Origin of the sequence: Hydrocarboniphaga effusa AP103, from assembly GCF_000271305.1 — a bacterium.
Classification (GTDB): domain Bacteria; phylum Pseudomonadota; class Gammaproteobacteria; order Nevskiales; family Nevskiaceae; genus Hydrocarboniphaga; species Hydrocarboniphaga effusa.
On sequence record NZ_AKGD01000004.1, the window covers coordinates 675,574 to 690,555 of the forward strand.

Below are 14,982 nucleotides of genomic sequence, written 5' to 3' on the forward strand. Positions count from 1 at the left end.
TACCTTACTTTGCGGCCTGCAGCTTCTTGAGCACGTCTTCGGTGATGTCGATGCCGGGACCGACGTACACCGGATCCTGCACCACGACGTCGACGCCCTTTTCCTTGGCTACGGTGACGACGACATCCTTGATCTTCGCCATCATGCTTTCGCTGAGTTCGCGATCGCGCTTCTGGAAGTCTTCGCCGAACTGGCGCTGCTTGTAGTCGAAATCGATGCGGCGCGTATTGAGATCCTTCTCCATCTTCGAGCGTGCGTCGGCGCTCATGACGTCCTGCTCACGCTTGAACTTCTGCAGGTCCTCGCCGAGCTTCTTGGCTTCGGCTTCGAGGTCGCTCTTGCGTTTGTCGAACTCGGACTTCATCTGGGCCTGGCCGGACTTGAATTGAGGCGAGCTCTGCACGAGTTCGGCTGCGCGGATGGTGGCGATCTTCGACTGCGCCTGGACAACGGCGCTCGTGAACATCAGGGTCGTGGCGATCGCGACAGCAAAGATTTTTTGGGCGTTACGCATGGCGTTTTTGTAGTACTGGTGGTGATTCCGGGGAGGAGTTTACTGGCCTTCAAACGGAACTGCGATCAGAAGCCGCTACCAAAGGTGATCTGGAAGCCCCTGGTATTGTCACCCGGCTTGTCGTTGAGCGGGAACGCATAGCTCATCTGCAGCAGGCCGAGGAACGGAGTGAACCACTGGAAGCCGACACCGGCCGCCGTCCTGAGTTCGTTGACGTCGAAATCCGACGGCCGCAGGTAAACCTGGCCGATGTCGTAGAACAGGCTCATGCGCGTCGACTTCTGATCGCTTTCGATCGGCAGCGGAATGATGAGTTCGTTCTGCATGGTCGTGCGCAACTGGCCGCCGAGCGCGAAGCCGAGCGAATCGCGCGGGCCCAGGCGTCCGTCGTTGTAGCCGCGCACGGTACGCGGACCGCCGGCGAACAGATACTCGTACGGCGGCACTTCGCTCGGGCCACCGCCGTAGTCGTCCACCATGCCGATGTTCGTATTCGCGCTGAAAATGAACTTGAACGGCAGCGGCACATAGAGTTCGCTGCGATAAGTGGCGCTGTAGAAACCCAGGTCGCTGCCCGGCAGCGATGCATCGACGAAGAACTGGTTCAACGAACCGCGCGTCGCGAAGAAGGTCTTGTTACGCGTATCGCGCGCGATACCGGTCCGGAACTGGTAGGTCGAGAAGCGCGAACCGTTGTCGCGCATGAACTGCAGCACTTCGTCGGACGTGCCACTCGAATACGCCTCGAGCGAGGTTTCCTCGATGCCGAAGCCGGCGCGCAGGCTCGTGTATTCGGACAGCGGGATGCCGTAGGTCAGGTTGAAACCCACGATGTTCGAGTTGAACCCCGAGCTGTAGCGGATCACCGACTCCGACTTGCGGTAGAACACCGAGGCGGTCTGGCTGATGCCGTCGTTGGTGAAATACGGATCGGTCCAGCTCACGTTGAAGACGCGCGAGATCTGGCTGTTGTTGACTTCGAAGCTGACGCGGTTGCCGGTGCCGAGGAAGTTGGTGTGCGTGAGGCTGCCCGACACCAGGAAGCCCGCCGAGCCCGAGTAACCGACACCGAACTGCACCGAGCCCGGAGCGCGCTCCTTGACCTTGAAGCTCACGTCGACGAGATCGTCGGTGCCCGGCACCGGCTGCGTATCGACTTCCGCTTCCTCGACGAACGGCAGACGCGTGAGACGCACGCGCGAACGCTCGACCGCGCTCTTGGAGAACGGAGCCGCTTCGAGCTGGCGCATTTCGCGGCGCAGCGTTTCGTCATGCGTATCGCCGTGGCCGGCGAAGTTGATGCGACGCACGTAGGTGCGCTTGCCCGGACGCACGACGTAATTCAGCGCGACTTCGCGCTTCTCTTCATCGACTTCCGGCAGCGGCGTGACTTCGGCAAACGCGTAGCCGATGTCCGACAGCGCAGCTTCGATGCGATCGGCGCTTTCGGTGGCGAGCTTGCGCGAGAAGATTTCGCCCGATTTGGTCGACAGCAGACGCTCGAGGAAATCCGTCTGCAGGATCGTGTCGCCGCTGATGCGGTTCGACTTGATCGTATAGACCTGGCCTTCCTCGATGTTGGCGGTGATGTAGAGATCGCGCTTGTCGGGCGACAGCTGCACCTGCACCGAGGAGATGTTGGCCTTCAGATATCCGCGATCCTGATAGTAGGAGCTCAACGCCTCGAGGTCGCCGCCGAGTTGCTGCTTCGAATACTTGTCGGTCTTCTGGAACGGCATCCAGTTGGTTTTCTTGAGCTGGAAAGCCTTGAGCAGTTCGTCCTTCGAGAACGCCTGGTTGCCGACGATGTTGATCTCTTTGATCTTGGTGGCCTTGCCTTCGGTCACCTGGATCTCGATGTTGACGCGGTTGTTCGGCTCCTGCTTGACCTCGGTGTCGATCTGGACGTCGTAGTAGCCGTTGGCGAAGTACTGGCGCTGCAGTTCCTGCTGCACCTCGGAAAGCAGGTCGCGCTTGAACAGCTCGCCCTCGGCCATGCCGGCGTCGGCGAGCGATTTCTTGAGCTCGTCGCCGCCGATCTTGTCGTTGCCTTCGATCTTGAAACCCGAGATCGCCGGACGCTCCTTGACCACGATCATCAGGGTGTCGCCGTCGCGCTCGAGACGCACGTCGTCGAACAGGCCCGAACCGTACAGGGCCCGCATCGCCGCGCGTGAAGTCTGCTCGTTGAGCTGGTCACCGACCGCGAGCGGCAGATACGTGAGCACCGTGCCGATCTCGAGACGCTGCAGGCCCTGGGCCTTGATGTCCTTGATCGTGAACGGTGTGAAGGCAAAGGCCGCCGGCAGCCACATCATGGCAGCGGCACCGGCAATGATCTTCAGTTTGAAGCGTGCTTGATTGGAGCCCATTTCGTGGGTCTGTGCTCTTGTCGAGAAAGTGTCAGATCAACCGCATGATGTCGTTGTAGAAGGCCAGCACCATCAGCGTGCCGATGAAGGCAAACCCGATGTACTGACTGGCCGCGACGAAGCGCTCGGACAACGGCCGACCCTTCACTCCTTCGATCGCATACAGCAGCAGGTGCCCGCCATCGAGCATCGGCACCGGCAGCAGGTTCAAAACACCCAGGCTGATACTGACGATGGCCATGAAGCTCAGGAACGATACGAGCCCGATCTGGGCGGAATCCCCGGCCACCTGCGCGATCGAGATGGGACCGCTGACGTTCTTGACCGACACGTCTCCAGTTACCATCCGACCCAGCATTCGCAGCGTCATCCAGCTCATTCGCCACGTCTGCGCGACGGCTGCCGGCACCGCATCCAAGGCATTCAGCCGGCGTTCGGCGCGCAAATCCTGCCACAAGTCCGGAGGCGTCGCTAATCCGGCACCGAGGCGCCCGGTAACCTGCCCGTCATTCTCGACGCGCGCGAGCACCACGGTTCGCTCGATCGGCGTTCCATTGCGCTCGGCCTGCACTTTGACGATCGCGCCAGGATGCTTCCGCACGAATTGGACCAGGGCGCGGGGGCTGGTCATCGTTTCGCCATCGATCGAGATCAGCCGATCGCCTTCGCGCAGGCCGGCCACCTCGGCCGGCATGCCGGCTTCGAGCTGGGTCAGTACCGGTGGAGCCTTGGGCTCATAAGGCACCAGGCCCAGATCGTCGAACAGGAACTCGGGGTCGACGCGAACGCGCGCCAGGTCGAGATGCACTTCGCGCGGCAGGCCGTCCAGGCCCTTGACCGTGAGTTCGAGACGCCCGCCGTCTAGACTGCCTTCGATCAGGTCGGTGCTGAGCTCGGCCCAGGTGTCGATGGTTTCGTCCTTGATCGACAGGATCTGCTCGCCCGCCTTGAGTCCAGCGCTCGCCGCCGCACTGCCGGCCGGCGGCTCGCCGATGACCGGCTTGATGCCCTGCACGCCCACCACGAAGATCGCCCAGTACAGCGCGATCGCGAGCATGAAATTGAAGATCGGGCCGGCCGCCAGAATCGCCATGCGCACCGGCACGGACTGGTTGTTGAACGCCATGTGGCGCTCGTGCGCAGGGACCGGGCCTTCGCGCTCGTCGAGCAGCTTGACGTAGCCCCCGATCGGATACGGGGCGATCGACCATTCCACGCCATCACGCGCGCGGAAGGTCTTGAACGGCTTGCCCCAGCCGAGCGAGAAGCGCAACACCTTCACGCCGAGCCGGCGCGCCACCCAGTAGTGGCCAAGTTCGTGGAAGCACACCAGTACCGAGATGGCGACGATGAAGCCGCCCACCTGCCAGACGATTTCAGGCATTGACCAGCGGCTCCTGCGTGGACAGACGGCCGGCGCACCAGCGGCGGGCCCAGGCATCGATCGCCAGAATGGATTCGAGATCGTCGGCGGCAGCCCTGTGCGTCTGCAGGCCGGCGTCGATGCAGGCTTCGATCATGGAGGAGAGGTCGTAAAAGCCGAGGCGGCCGTCGAGAAACGCTGAGACCGCGACTTCGTTGGCCGCGTTCAATAAATTTGGGGCGTTCTGCCCTTCCCGCAGGGCCGCTCTTGCAAGACCCAGGCACGGAAAGCGGTTCAGGTCCGGGGTTTCGAAGCGAAACCGGCCGACAGCGGCCAGGTCGAGTCCACCGACGCCCGACTCCCAGCGCTGCGGCCAGGCCAGCGCATGGGCGATCGGCACGCGCATGTCAGGCTGGCCGAGCTGCGCGAGCATCGAACCATCCACGTATTCGACGAGAGAATGGATGATGCTTTCGGGGTGCACGACCACGTCGAGCTGGTCGTCGCCGACTTGATACAGCACCGAAGCTTCGATGAGTTCGAGCCCCTTGTTCATGAGCGTGGCGGAGTCGACCGAAATCTTCTGGCCCATGCTCCAGTTCGGATGCTTGACCGCTTCCTGCGGCGTCGCGGCGTCGATGCGCTCGCGGCTCCATTCACGGAACGGCCCGCCCGAGGCGGTCAACAGCAGCTTGCGCACCCCCTTGGGCGCATCACCGCAGCGATAGGCCGGCGGCAGGCACTGGAAGATGGCGTTGTGCTCGCTGTCGATCGGCAGGATGCAGGCGCCGTTTGCGGCGGCTTCGCGCATGAGCAGGCGGCCGGCCATCACCAGCGGCTCCTTGTTGGCGATCAGCAGCTGCTTGCCCGCGCGTACGGCGGCCAGCGTCGGCAGCAGGCCGGCGGCCCCGACGATGGCCGACATCACCACGTCGGTATCGCTCGATCCGGCGACTTCGTTGAGCGCCTCGACGCCGGACAGCACTTCGCAGTGAGAGTGTTCGGCGGCCAACGCCTTGCGCAGCAAAGTGGCGGCGGATTCTTCGACGAGCACGACGCGCTTGGGCGCGAATCGCCGGCAGAGCTCAAGCATGCCGCCCGCATCGCGGAACGCGGTCAACGTATGCACCTCGATCTCGTCCGCATGCAGCGCGGCCACTTCCAGGGTGCTGCGACCGATGCTGCCGGTCGCCCCGAGAATGAGCAGACGACGCATCAAAGTTTCAGCAGGTGCAAGCCGAGCGCCATCATCGGCGCGGCGGCGAGCAGGCTGTCGACGCGGTCGAGAAAGCCGCCGTGGCCGGGCAGCAGCGTGCCGCTGTCCTTCACGCCGGCGGCGCGCTTGAACAGGCTCTCGGTCAGGTCGCCGAGGATCGAAACCGCCGCGACCGTCATCGATACGAGCACGAACGGAACCGTCTTGTCGCCCGGCGCGAAGATCGCAATGCCGGCCGTGCAGGCCCAGACCGCACAAAGCAGCAGGCCGCCGATCGCGCCTTCGACGCTCTTGCCGGGCGATACCAGCGGCGCGAGCTTGCGCTTGCCGAAGCGGCGACCCGCGAAGTAGGCGCCGGTGTCCGCTGCGAAGATCAGGAAGAAGACGTACAGCAGCCGCCAGGTTCCCTCGTGCGGCTGCCCGCTTCCGCCGGCATGCAATACCGCGAGCGCGAGGATGGTCGGCAGCACGAGCACCTGCCCGATCAGCCCCATCGTGAGCTTGCCCGGGGCACCGCGTTCGAAGTTCTTCGGGTAGCCGCGCACGAGCGTGAACGCATAAAGCCACCAGAGCAGCGACACGATCGCGAGCAACAGCCAGAGCTCGGGACGCTGCTGAACGAGCCACCAGACCGCGGCGAGCAGCAGGCCCGTCAGCGCCGCATACGCCAGCTTCGGCGACGCGGACGAAAACCGCATCAGCCCGGCCCATTCCCAGGCGATCAGCACGCCGATCAGCGAGAACACCGCATACAGCGCTGGAGTCGGCAGCCACCAGATCGCCGCGAGCAGCAACGGCAACAGGACCAGGGCGGTGGCGACTCGCTGCATCAGCATGGGAATTCGATCTGCGATCCGCGGAAAAGAGGAGGAATCCGGACGGCCGGGCGTTGAAGCTAGGCGGATTCGGGCAAGCGTCCGAAACGACGATCTCGCGAGGCGAACCACTCGAGCGCCCGGGCGAACTCGGCATCACCGAAATCGGGCCAGAGGGTGTCACAAAAGTACAGCTCGGTATAGGCGAGCTGCCAGAGCATGAAATTGCTGATGCGCTGCTCGCCGCCGGTGCGCACGAGCAGATCGGGCGGCGGAACGCCCCGGGTATCGAGTTGTAACTCCAGGCTTTCGGTGGTGATCTCACCGCCGGCCGCGAGCACCCGGCGTGCCGCCTGAACGATGTCCCACTGCCCGCCGTAATCGACGGCGACCAGCAGCGTCAGCCCGGTGTTGTCCTTCGTGAGGTCGATCGCCCGCTCCATCGCGTCCTGCAGCTTCGGCGCGAAGCCTTCGCGGCTGCCGACGAAACGAATGCGTACGTTGTTGCGGTTCAGCGAAGCCACTTCGCGGCCCAGCGTCGCGACGAACAGCTGCATGAGCAGCTTCACTTCGAGTTCGGGACGTTTCCAGTTCTCCTGGCTGAACGCGAAGATCGTCAGGTAGCGCACGCCAGCGCTGTGCGCGGCCCGCAAGACCTTGCGAACCGAGCGCACGCCGGCCCGGTGGCCGAGCGCGCGTGGCTGGTGGCGCTGCTGGGCCCAGCGGCCGTTGCCGTCCATGATGATGGCGACGTGGGCGGGAACCGAAGACTGGGGAACGCTGGGCGGAAGCCGGGTCACGGTGAGAGTCCGACGATGGAGACCGATGCGCGGAACGGGACAGGAAACGCCCGTCCTACATCGACATCAGTTCCTTTTCCTTGGCCGCGGCAACTTCGTCGATCTTGGCGACGAACTGGTCCGTGAGCTTCTGGATATCGGTCTCGCCGCGCTTCTCGTCGTCGGCGCTGATGAGCTTTTCCTTGGCGAGCTCCTTGATGTCCTGGTTGGCGTCGCGACGCACGCTGCGAATGGCCACGCGGGCGCCTTCGGCTTCGCTCTTGACCACCTTGACCAGATCACGGCGCCGCTCTTCGGTGAGGGGCGGCATGATGATGCGGATGATGGTGCCCGCGGTGTTCGGGTTCAGGCCGAGGTCCGACTTCATGATGGCCTTCTCGATCACCGACACCATGTTCTTTTCCCAGGCCGTGATCGAGATCGTGCGGGCATCTTCGACGGTGATCTGCGCGGTCTGCGAAAGCGGAACTTCCGAGCCGTAGTAGTCGACGCGGATGTGGTCGAGCAACGCGGCGTTGGCGCGCCCGGTGCGCAGCTTGGCGAGTTCGTGGCGCAGCGAATCCACGCTCTTGTTCATGCGCTCGGTGGCGTCTTTCTTGATGTCGTTGAGCATTGTCTTTTCCTTAGCGGTGCACGCGCGTGCCGATGGTTTCGTCGCCCATGACGATGCCCATCAGGGCACCCGGACGGTCCATGTCGTAGACGCGCAGTTTCATCTTGTGGTCGCGGCACAGCACCATCGCGGTCTGATCCATCACGCCCAGGCGCTTGTCGAGTGCCTCATCGTAGGTCAGCTCGTCGTAACGCGTCGCGGTCGGGTCTTTCTTCGGGTCGGCCGTATAAATACCGTCGACCTTGGTCGCCTTGAGCATCACGTCGGCATTGATTTCGACGGCGCGCAGCGCGGCAGCGGAATCGGTCGTGAAGAACGGGTTGCCGGTGCCGGCCGCGAACACCACCACGCGGCCTTTCTCGAGATGGCGCACGGCGCGGCGGCGGATGTAGTCCTCGCAGACTTCGTTGATGCGGATCGCCGACTGCACGCGGGCTTCCAGGCCGACGCGCTCGACCGCATCCTGGATCGCAAGCGCGTTGATGCAGGTGGCGAGCATGCCCATCTGGTCGCCGGTCACGCGGTCCATGCCAGCCTTGGCCAGGCCTTCGCCGCGGAAGATGTTGCCTCCGCCGACGACGAGCGCCACCTGCACCCCCGCGTCGATGACTTCCTTGAGTTCGGCCGCCAGAAAGCGCATCACGTCCGGGGCGATGCCGAAATCTTCGCGCCCCATGAGGGCTTCGCCGGAGAGCTTGAGCAGAATGCGTTTGTAGGCAGGTTGATTGGCCATGTGCTTGGGCTGGGCGATTGGAGGTCGGGCGAGGAACGCCGGAACGGACCTCATTTGAAGGAAGGCCCCGTTTCCGGGGCCTTCCTGACTGCGTCGATTGTATCTCAGCTAGCGGCTCAGACCTGACTGGCCGCGGCGACTTCGGCCGCGAAGTCCACCTGCTTCTTCTCGATGCCTTCGCCGACAGCGAGTCGCACGAAGCGAGCCACACCGGCCTTTTTGGACTGCAGCAGCTTTTCGACCGTCACGCTGTCGTCCTTGACGAACTTCTGGCCCAGGAGGGTGACTTCCTCGAGGAACTTGCGCAGGTTGCCTTCGACCTTCTTGGGAAGGAATTCGGGCTTGGTGGCCTGCTTGCCGTTGGCGACGGCTTCTTCGTCGTCACGCGCGATCTTGGCTTCGATGATCTTGCGCTCGGATTCGAGGCTTTCCGCGGGGACCGCAGCAGCGTCGAGGTAGCGCGGGCTGGAGGCTGCCACGTGCATGGCGATGTCCTTGGCGAGTTCTTCGTCGCCGGCGGACAGCGCCACGACTACGCCGATGCGCGAGCCGTGCAGATAGGTCGCGATCGCGCCGCCGGATTTCTCGACCACTTCGAAGCGGCGGATGGTGGTGTTCTCGCCAGCCTTGGCGACGAACTCGCGGCGCTTCTCCTCGAGCGTCTTGCCGCCCTCGGTCAGCGCGAGCAGCGCTTCGAGCGTGGCCGGCTTGTTGGCCAGCGCGAGCTTGGCGGCGGCTTCGCCGAGTGCCTTGAAATCGTCGCCCTTGGCGACGAAGTCGGTTTCGCAGTTGACCTCGACGAGCGCAACGGCGGAGTCGCTCGAGGCAACGGCGATGATGCCTTCGGCGGCCGTACGGGCGCCCTTCTTGTCGGCCTTGGCCATGCCGTCGATGCGGAGCTTTTCGGCCGCCTTGTCGAGGTCGCCGCCGGTGGCTTCGAGAGCCTTCTTGCAGTCGCCCATGCCGGCGCCGGTGCGGTCGCGCAGCTCTTTAACCAGTGCAGCAGTGATCGGGGTGCTCATGAATAATCTTCCTATGACTGACGACCCCGTGAACGTTGCCGCGCACGGGGTCGGTTTGGACACATCGGGCCGGAGCGAACCCCGGTACCGATCAAGCTTTAGGCGTCGGCGCGCTCGCGACGGCCACCGCCGCCGGGCTTGCCGTCACGCGGAGGACGGCGCGGGCCACGCGGACGCTCTTCGCGGGCGACCGGCTCCGGAGGCGCTTCGCGGAACGGAACCGAGCTGGAGGCGCGCGCTTCGATGATGGCGTCGGCCACGCACTGGGCGTAGACCTTGATCGCGCGGGTGGCGTCGTCGTTGCCCGGAATCACCACGTCGATGCCCTGCGGATCGTTGTTCGAATCGACGATGGCGACGACCGGGATGCCGAGCTTGCGGGCTTCGGCGACGGCGATCTTTTCGTAGCCGGTGTCGACGATGAACAGGCAGTCCGGCAGCGTCGGGAGGTTCTTGATGCCGCCGAGCGACTTGCGGAGCTTCTCGAGCTCGCGCGAGAACATCAGCTGTTCCTTCTTGGACAGGCGGTTGACGGTGCCGTCCTCGACCTGCTTTTCCATCTCGTGCAGGCGCTTGATGGAACCCTTGACCGTCTTGAAGTTGGTCAGGGTGCCGCCGAGCCAGCGCTGGGAGACGAACGGCATGCCGGCGCGAGCGGCTTCGGCCTCGACGGCCTCGCGAGCGGCGCGCTTGGTGCCGACGAACAGGACACGACCGCCGTTGGCGGCGATCTTGCCCACGTAGTTGCAGGCGTCCTTGAGCATCGGCAGCGTGTGCTCAAGATTGATGATGTGGATCTTGTTGCGGCTGCCGAAGATGTAGGACTCCATCTTCGGGTTCCAGTAACGGGTACGGTGACCGAAATGCACGCCGGCTTCGAGAAGCTGGCGCATGGTGATGTTGGACACGGATTGACTCCTTGGGTTGGTCAGACCGCGCCGCCCAAAAAGGCTCCGAAGAGCTCACCCAAGATCGGCGCGGATGAAATTTCAGAGTGCTCGAGCGAGCTCGATGACCCTGGCTTTGCAAAAAAAAGCCCGGCTTTATACCATGCGGCGCTCCGCTGAACAACGAGCCAGACGGTCAACGTAGTGGATTCCACCGGCAACAATTCGAGCATTTCCCTGAAGTCCACGCCCGAGGCCATCGAGGGCATGCGGGCCGCCGGCCGCGCAGCCGCTAGCGTGCTCGAGATGATCGCCCCGCACGTCAAGCCTGGCGTGAGCACCGAGGAGCTCGACCGCATCTGCCATACCTTCATCGTCGACGAGCTGGGCTGCGTCCCCGCCCCGCTCGGCTACGGCGCAGCGCCGGGACGCCCGGCTTTCCCGAAATCGATCTGCACCTCGATCAACCACGTGGTCTGCCACGGCATTCCGGGGCCCAAGCTGCTCAAGCGGGGCGACATCATCAATGTCGATGTCACCGTCATCAAGGACGGCTGGCATGGCGACACCAGCCAGACCTTTTTCGCCGGTGAGCCGAGCATTCTTGCCCGTCGTCTCGTCGAAACCACGCGCGAATCGATGATCGAGGGCATCCGTCTGGTTCGTCCCGGGGCTCGCCTCGGCGACATCGGCGCGGCGATCCAGCGGTACGCCGAGCAGCGTAACTTCTCGGTCGTGCGCGAATACTGCGGCCATGGCATCGGCAGAATTTTCCACGAAGATCCGCAAGTGCTGCACTACGGCCGTCCGGGCACGGGCATCGAGCTCAAGGCCGGCATGTGCTTCACGATCGAGCCGATGCTCAACGCCGGCCGACCGGAGACCAAGCTGCTGCCGGATGCCTGGACTGCGGTCACCAAGGATCATTCGCTGTCGGCCCAGTGGGAGCACACCGTGCTCGTCACCGAAACCGGCTTCGAAGTGCTGACGCAGCGCAGCAACGAAACCATCTGAATCATCGCGCCTGACGAAGCGGGCCTGTCGGCAATCGCCGACGGGCCGCCGCTTCGTTTTTTCGCCCCTTGTCCAGCCAGCCGTGAGACAATCCCGGCTTCAGCGATTGATCACGACATGGGCGCAGAACTCGACTTAGCCGAAGACGAAGCCGCCGCCGTTTTTTCGGCGCGCAAGATTCGCGCGCGCCTGCGCGCCGACACCGTCAAACCGATCGTCGCCTTCCGCGACACCCTCGCCTGGGGCCGCGACCGGCTCTACGGATTGTTCGATGAAGGCCAGCCGGCTGACTCGCTCGTGCATGCTCGCGCGCACATCGTCGACGAAGTGCTGCGTGAAGCCTGGCTGCGTGCGCTGCCCGAGACGCTGGCCGGCGTGACGCTCGTCGCGGTCGGCGGTTACGGTCGCGGCGAACTGCTGCCACATTCGGACATCGACATCCTGCTCCTGCATGCCGGCGATGCGCTCGACCAGCATCGCGGCGCGCTCGAACGTTTCACCGCGTTCCTGTGGGACATCGGCCTCGAAGTCGGCCAGAGCGTACGCACCGTCGACGAATGCGTCAGCGAGGCGGCCAAGGACATCACCGTCATCACCAATCTGATCGAATCGAGATGGCTGATCGGTGATGCGAGCCTCTACACCCAGATGCAAGCGGCGCTGACGCCCGACAAGGTCTGGCCGGTCGGCGAATTCTTCCGTGCCAAGCGCGAGGAACAGGCCGCGCGTTACCGCAAGTACGACGACACCGGCTACAAGCTCGAGCCCAACGTCAAGGAAAGCCCGGGCGGCCTGCGCGACATCCATACGATCGGCTGGGTCGCCAAGCGCCACTTCGGCGCGCAGACGCTGCACGAACTGCGCGAACGCGGATTCCTGACCAAGAACGAGTGCGACGAGCTGTTCGCCGGCCAGGATTTCCTGTGGCGCGTGCGCTTCGCGCTGCACATGATCACGGGCCGCCGCGAAGACCGTTTGCTGTTCGATCACCAGATCAAGGTCGCCGGACTGTTCGGTTATGTGGACACCGACAAGAACCGCGCGGTCGAGCAGTTCATGCAGCTGTACTACCGCACGATCAAGTCGCTGTCCTGTCTCAACGACATGCTGCTGCAGCTGTTCGACGACGCGATCCTGCATGGCGACCAGCAGCCGCCCGCAGTGCCGCTCAATGCACGCTTCCAGACGCGCGGCGCGTACATCGAGGCGCGCGACGAGGAGGTGTTTCGCAAGCAGCCGGCGGCGCTCATCGAAATCTTCCTGCTGCTGCAGCAGAACCCCAAGCTCGCCGGCATTTCGGCGGCGACGGTTCGGCTGATCCTGCGCGACAACCGCCTGCTCACGCAGGAGGCGCGCGAAGATTCGCGCGCACGCGGCCTGTTCATCGAGATGTTCCGTCACGGCGCGGGCCTGACGCGCAATCTGCGGCGCATGAACCGTTACGGCGTGCTCGGGCGCTACCTGCCGGCATTCGGCAAGGTGGTAGGGCTCATGCAGTACGACCTGTTCCACACGCTCACGGTCGACGAGCATTCGCTTTACGTGGTGCGCAATGTGCGCCGCATGGCGCTGCCGCGCTTCGCGCACGAATTGCCGTTCTGCAATGAGCTGTTCGGCAAGCTCGAGAAACCCAAGCTGCTCTACATCGCCGCGTTCTTCCACGACATGTGCAAGGGCAGCGGCGGCGATCACTCCGAACTCGGCCTGCTCGAAGCCAGGAAGTTCTGTCTCGATCACGGCCTTTCGCACGCGGATGCGGAGATTGTCGGCTGGCTTGTGAAGAATCACCTGACGATGTCGCTGACCGCGCAGCGCGCCGACATCAGCGATCCCGAGGTGGTCACCGCGTTCGCGAGGAAAGTGGCCGCGCGCGAGCGGCTCGATTACCTGTTCCTGCTGACGGTCGCCGACATTCGCGCAACCAATCCTGCGCTCTGGAATTCGTGGCGCGCGACCTTGCTGACCGATCTGTATCGCTCGACCGCGCGTGCGCTCGAACGCGGTCTCGACAACCCTTTGCAAGCCAGCGACATCGCGACCGAAGCACAGATCGCGGCGCTCGAAATCCTCAAGGGCTCGGGTGTGACGCCCGAGCAGGCGCGAGCGGTCTGGGCGCGCTTCGAAAGCGATTACTTCCTGCGCCATTCGCCGCAAGAGCTCGCCTGGCATCTGCCCGAGATCATCAACGCCAAGCCCGAGGAGCTGCCGCTGATCCTGGTCAGCATGCTCGATGGACGTGGCACCACGGTGTTCGTCTACACACCCGATCGCGATCATCTGTTCGGCCTGTCCACCGGCGTGCTCGCTCGCCTGGGACTCAACATTCTCGATGCGCGCATCAACACCACGGCAGACGGCTTCACGCTCGACTCCTACGTGGTCATGGAGGGCGACGGCAGTGCGATTTCGCAGGGGCATCGCTTCGAAGAGATTCGCGACTCCCTGCATCGCGTGCTCGCCGATCCGAACATCTCGGTCGTCGACGTCAATCGCCGCACCTCGCAGAAACTCAAGCACTTCGATACGCCGACCGATGTGAGCTTCTCGCTCGACAAGGTGCGCAACCGCACGATTCTCGAACTCGTGACGGCCGATCGCCCCGGCCTGCTGTCGATGATCGGCCGCATCTTCCAGAAGCGCGGGCTGCTGCTCGACGCCGCCAAGATCGGCACCATCGGCGAGCGCGCCGAAGACGTTTTCTTCATCACCGATGCCGATCACAAGCCGATCAGCGACCCGTCACAGCTGGACGAGCTGCGCGAAGTGCTCGTCCGCACCCTCGATCACAACAGCACTCACTAAAGCTCACACATGAATCTGCTTGATCTGCGCGTGTCCATCGAACACGCCTGGGAACGCCGCGACAGCCTCAACTCCAGCGATACCAAGACGCGTGAGAACGTGCTCGCCGCAATCGCGCTGCTCGACAGCGGGCAGGCCCGCGTCGCCGAGCCCACCGAGAACGGCTGGCAAGTCAACGACTGGCTCAAGAAGGCTGTGCTGCTGTTCTTCCGCCTGCACGACAACATCCCGATCGAGATGGGCCAGCTCGGCGGCTACGACAAGGTGCCGCTCAAGTACGACGGCTGGACCGCCGAGGATTTCCAGAAAGCCGGCACGCGCGTGGTGCCGCCCGCCGCGGTTCGCAAGGGCGCCTTCGTGGCCTCCGGCGCGATCCTGATGCCGAGCTACGTGAACATCGGCGCCTACGTGGGCAAGGGCACGATGGTCGACACCTGGGCGACGGTCGGCTCCTGCGCGCAGATCGGCGAGCGCGTGCATCTGTCCGGCGGCGTCGGCATCGGCGGCGTGCTCGAACCGCTGCAGGCTTCGCCGACGATCATCGAAGACGACTGCTTCATCGGCGCGCGCTCGGAGATCGTCGAAGGCGTGATCGTCGAAAAGGGCGCGGTGATCTCGATGGGCGTGTTCATCGGTCAGAGCACGCCGATCTACGATCGCGCGAGCGGCGAGATCACGTATGGCCGCGTACCGTCAGGTGCCGTTGTGGTGCCGGGTTCGCTGCCCAAGGACGGCGGCCGCTACAACCTCAACGCGGCGATCATCGTCAAGCGCGTCGATCTGCAAACCCGCAGCAAGGTCGGCATCAACGCGCTGCTGCGCGACGAGTGA

The 14,982-nt window shown here is 64.0% G+C and carries 13 protein-coding genes; 3 read left to right on the plus strand and 10 right to left on the minus strand.

Features of this window, described 5'->3' with window-relative positions; all coding sequences use genetic code 11:
• Nucleotides 1–4: 4 nt before the first annotated feature.
• From WQQ_RS22355 to rpsB, 10 genes are all read right to left on the minus strand, one after another.
• The gene (locus tag WQQ_RS22355; RefSeq protein WP_007187559.1) at nucleotides 5–514 is read right to left on the minus strand and encodes an OmpH/Skp family outer membrane protein; all 510 of its coding nucleotides are present in this window, start codon (nucleotides 512–514) and stop codon (nucleotides 5–7) included.
• A gap of 65 nt (nucleotides 515–579) precedes the next feature.
• Nucleotides 580–2,886, minus strand: coding sequence for an outer membrane protein assembly factor BamA (gene bamA / locus WQQ_RS22360; RefSeq protein WP_007187560.1), 2,307 nt, complete (start codon nucleotides 2,884–2,886; stop codon nucleotides 580–582).
• Nucleotides 2,887–2,917: 31 nt separating this feature from the next.
• Nucleotides 2,918–4,270: an RIP metalloprotease RseP gene (rseP, locus tag WQQ_RS22365; protein ID WP_007187561.1), complete on the minus strand. Its 1,353-nt coding sequence runs from the start codon at nucleotides 4,268–4,270 to the stop codon at nucleotides 2,918–2,920.
• Nucleotides 4,263–5,465 carry a 1-deoxy-D-xylulose-5-phosphate reductoisomerase gene (locus tag WQQ_RS22370; RefSeq protein WP_007187562.1) on the minus strand — a complete coding sequence of 401 codons (1,203 nt, stop codon included), beginning with the start codon at nucleotides 5,463–5,465 and terminating at the stop codon, nucleotides 4,263–4,265. Before WQQ_RS22370 ends, rseP begins: the two co-directional genes overlap by 8 nt.
• Nucleotides 5,465–6,301 carry a phosphatidate cytidylyltransferase gene (locus WQQ_RS22375; RefSeq protein ID WP_007187563.1) on the minus strand — a complete coding sequence of 279 codons (837 nt, stop codon included), beginning with the start codon at nucleotides 6,299–6,301 and terminating at the stop codon, nucleotides 5,465–5,467. Before WQQ_RS22375 ends, WQQ_RS22370 begins: the two co-directional genes overlap by 1 nt.
• Nucleotides 6,302–6,360: 59 nt before the next feature.
• Nucleotides 6,361–7,080: a polyprenyl diphosphate synthase gene (uppS, locus tag WQQ_RS22380; RefSeq protein ID WP_040455325.1), complete on the minus strand. Its 720-nt coding sequence runs from the start codon at nucleotides 7,078–7,080 to the stop codon at nucleotides 6,361–6,363.
• 55 nt (nucleotides 7,081–7,135) lie between these two features.
• Entirely contained in the window at nucleotides 7,136–7,693 is a 558-nt protein-coding gene (frr, locus tag WQQ_RS22385; protein WP_007187565.1) for a ribosome recycling factor, read from the minus strand.
• A gap of 10 nt (nucleotides 7,694–7,703) precedes the next feature.
• Nucleotides 7,704–8,426, minus strand: coding sequence for a UMP kinase (gene pyrH / locus WQQ_RS22390; protein WP_007187566.1), 723 nt, complete (start codon nucleotides 8,424–8,426; stop codon nucleotides 7,704–7,706).
• 116 nt (nucleotides 8,427–8,542) lie between these two features.
• On the minus strand, nucleotides 8,543–9,448 hold the full coding sequence (gene tsf, locus WQQ_RS22395; protein WP_007187567.1) for a translation elongation factor Ts: 906 nt from the start codon (nucleotides 9,446–9,448) through the stop codon (nucleotides 8,543–8,545).
• A 98-nt stretch (nucleotides 9,449–9,546) separates the two neighbouring features.
• Nucleotides 9,547–10,356, minus strand: a complete 810-nt coding sequence (gene rpsB, locus WQQ_RS22400) for a 30S ribosomal protein S2 (protein WP_007187568.1) — start codon at nucleotides 10,354–10,356, stop codon at nucleotides 9,547–9,549.
• Nucleotides 10,357–10,539: 183 nt separating this feature from the next.
• On the opposite strand from rpsB, the gene map reads away from it, so the two are divergent.
• From map to dapD, 3 genes are all read left to right on the plus strand, one after another.
• Entirely contained in the window at nucleotides 10,540–11,349 is an 810-nt protein-coding gene (map, locus tag WQQ_RS22405) for a type I methionyl aminopeptidase (RefSeq protein ID WP_007187569.1), read from the plus strand.
• A 117-nt stretch (nucleotides 11,350–11,466) separates the two neighbouring features.
• Nucleotides 11,467–14,151, plus strand: coding sequence for a [protein-PII] uridylyltransferase (glnD, locus tag WQQ_RS22410; RefSeq protein ID WP_007187570.1), 2,685 nt, complete (start codon nucleotides 11,467–11,469; stop codon nucleotides 14,149–14,151).
• 15 nt (nucleotides 14,152–14,166) lie between these two features.
• The gene (gene dapD / locus WQQ_RS22415) at nucleotides 14,167–14,982 is read left to right on the plus strand and encodes a 2,3,4,5-tetrahydropyridine-2,6-dicarboxylate N-succinyltransferase (protein ID WP_040455645.1); all 816 of its coding nucleotides are present in this window, start codon (nucleotides 14,167–14,169) and stop codon (nucleotides 14,980–14,982) included.

Bases quoted from the DNA above. Each gene is read 5' to 3' on its own strand.
- WQQ_RS22355 (WP_007187559.1), bottom strand. From the start codon at position 514: ATGCGTAACGCCCAAAAAATCTTTGCTGTCGCGATCGCCACGACCCTG.
- bamA (WP_007187560.1), bottom strand. From the start codon at position 2,886: ATGGGCTCCAATCAAGCACGCTTCAAACTGAAGATCATTGCCGGTGCC.
- rseP (WP_007187561.1), bottom strand. From the start codon at position 4,270: ATGCCTGAAATCGTCTGGCAGGTGGGCGGCTTCATCGTCGCCATCTCG.
- WQQ_RS22370 (WP_007187562.1), bottom strand. From the start codon at position 5,465: ATGCGTCGTCTGCTCATTCTCGGGGCGACCGGCAGCATCGGTCGCAGC.
- WQQ_RS22375 (WP_007187563.1), bottom strand. From the start codon at position 6,301: ATGCTGATGCAGCGAGTCGCCACCGCCCTGGTCCTGTTGCCGTTGCTG.
- frr (WP_007187565.1), bottom strand. From the start codon at position 7,693: ATGCTCAACGACATCAAGAAAGACGCCACCGAGCGCATGAACAAGAGC.
- pyrH (WP_007187566.1), bottom strand. From the start codon at position 8,426: ATGGCCAATCAACCTGCCTACAAACGCATTCTGCTCAAGCTCTCCGGC.
- tsf (WP_007187567.1), bottom strand. From the start codon at position 9,448: ATGAGCACCCCGATCACTGCTGCACTGGTTAAAGAGCTGCGCGACCGC.
- glnD (WP_007187570.1), top strand. From the start codon at position 11,467: ATGGGCGCAGAACTCGACTTAGCCGAAGACGAAGCCGCCGCCGTTTTT.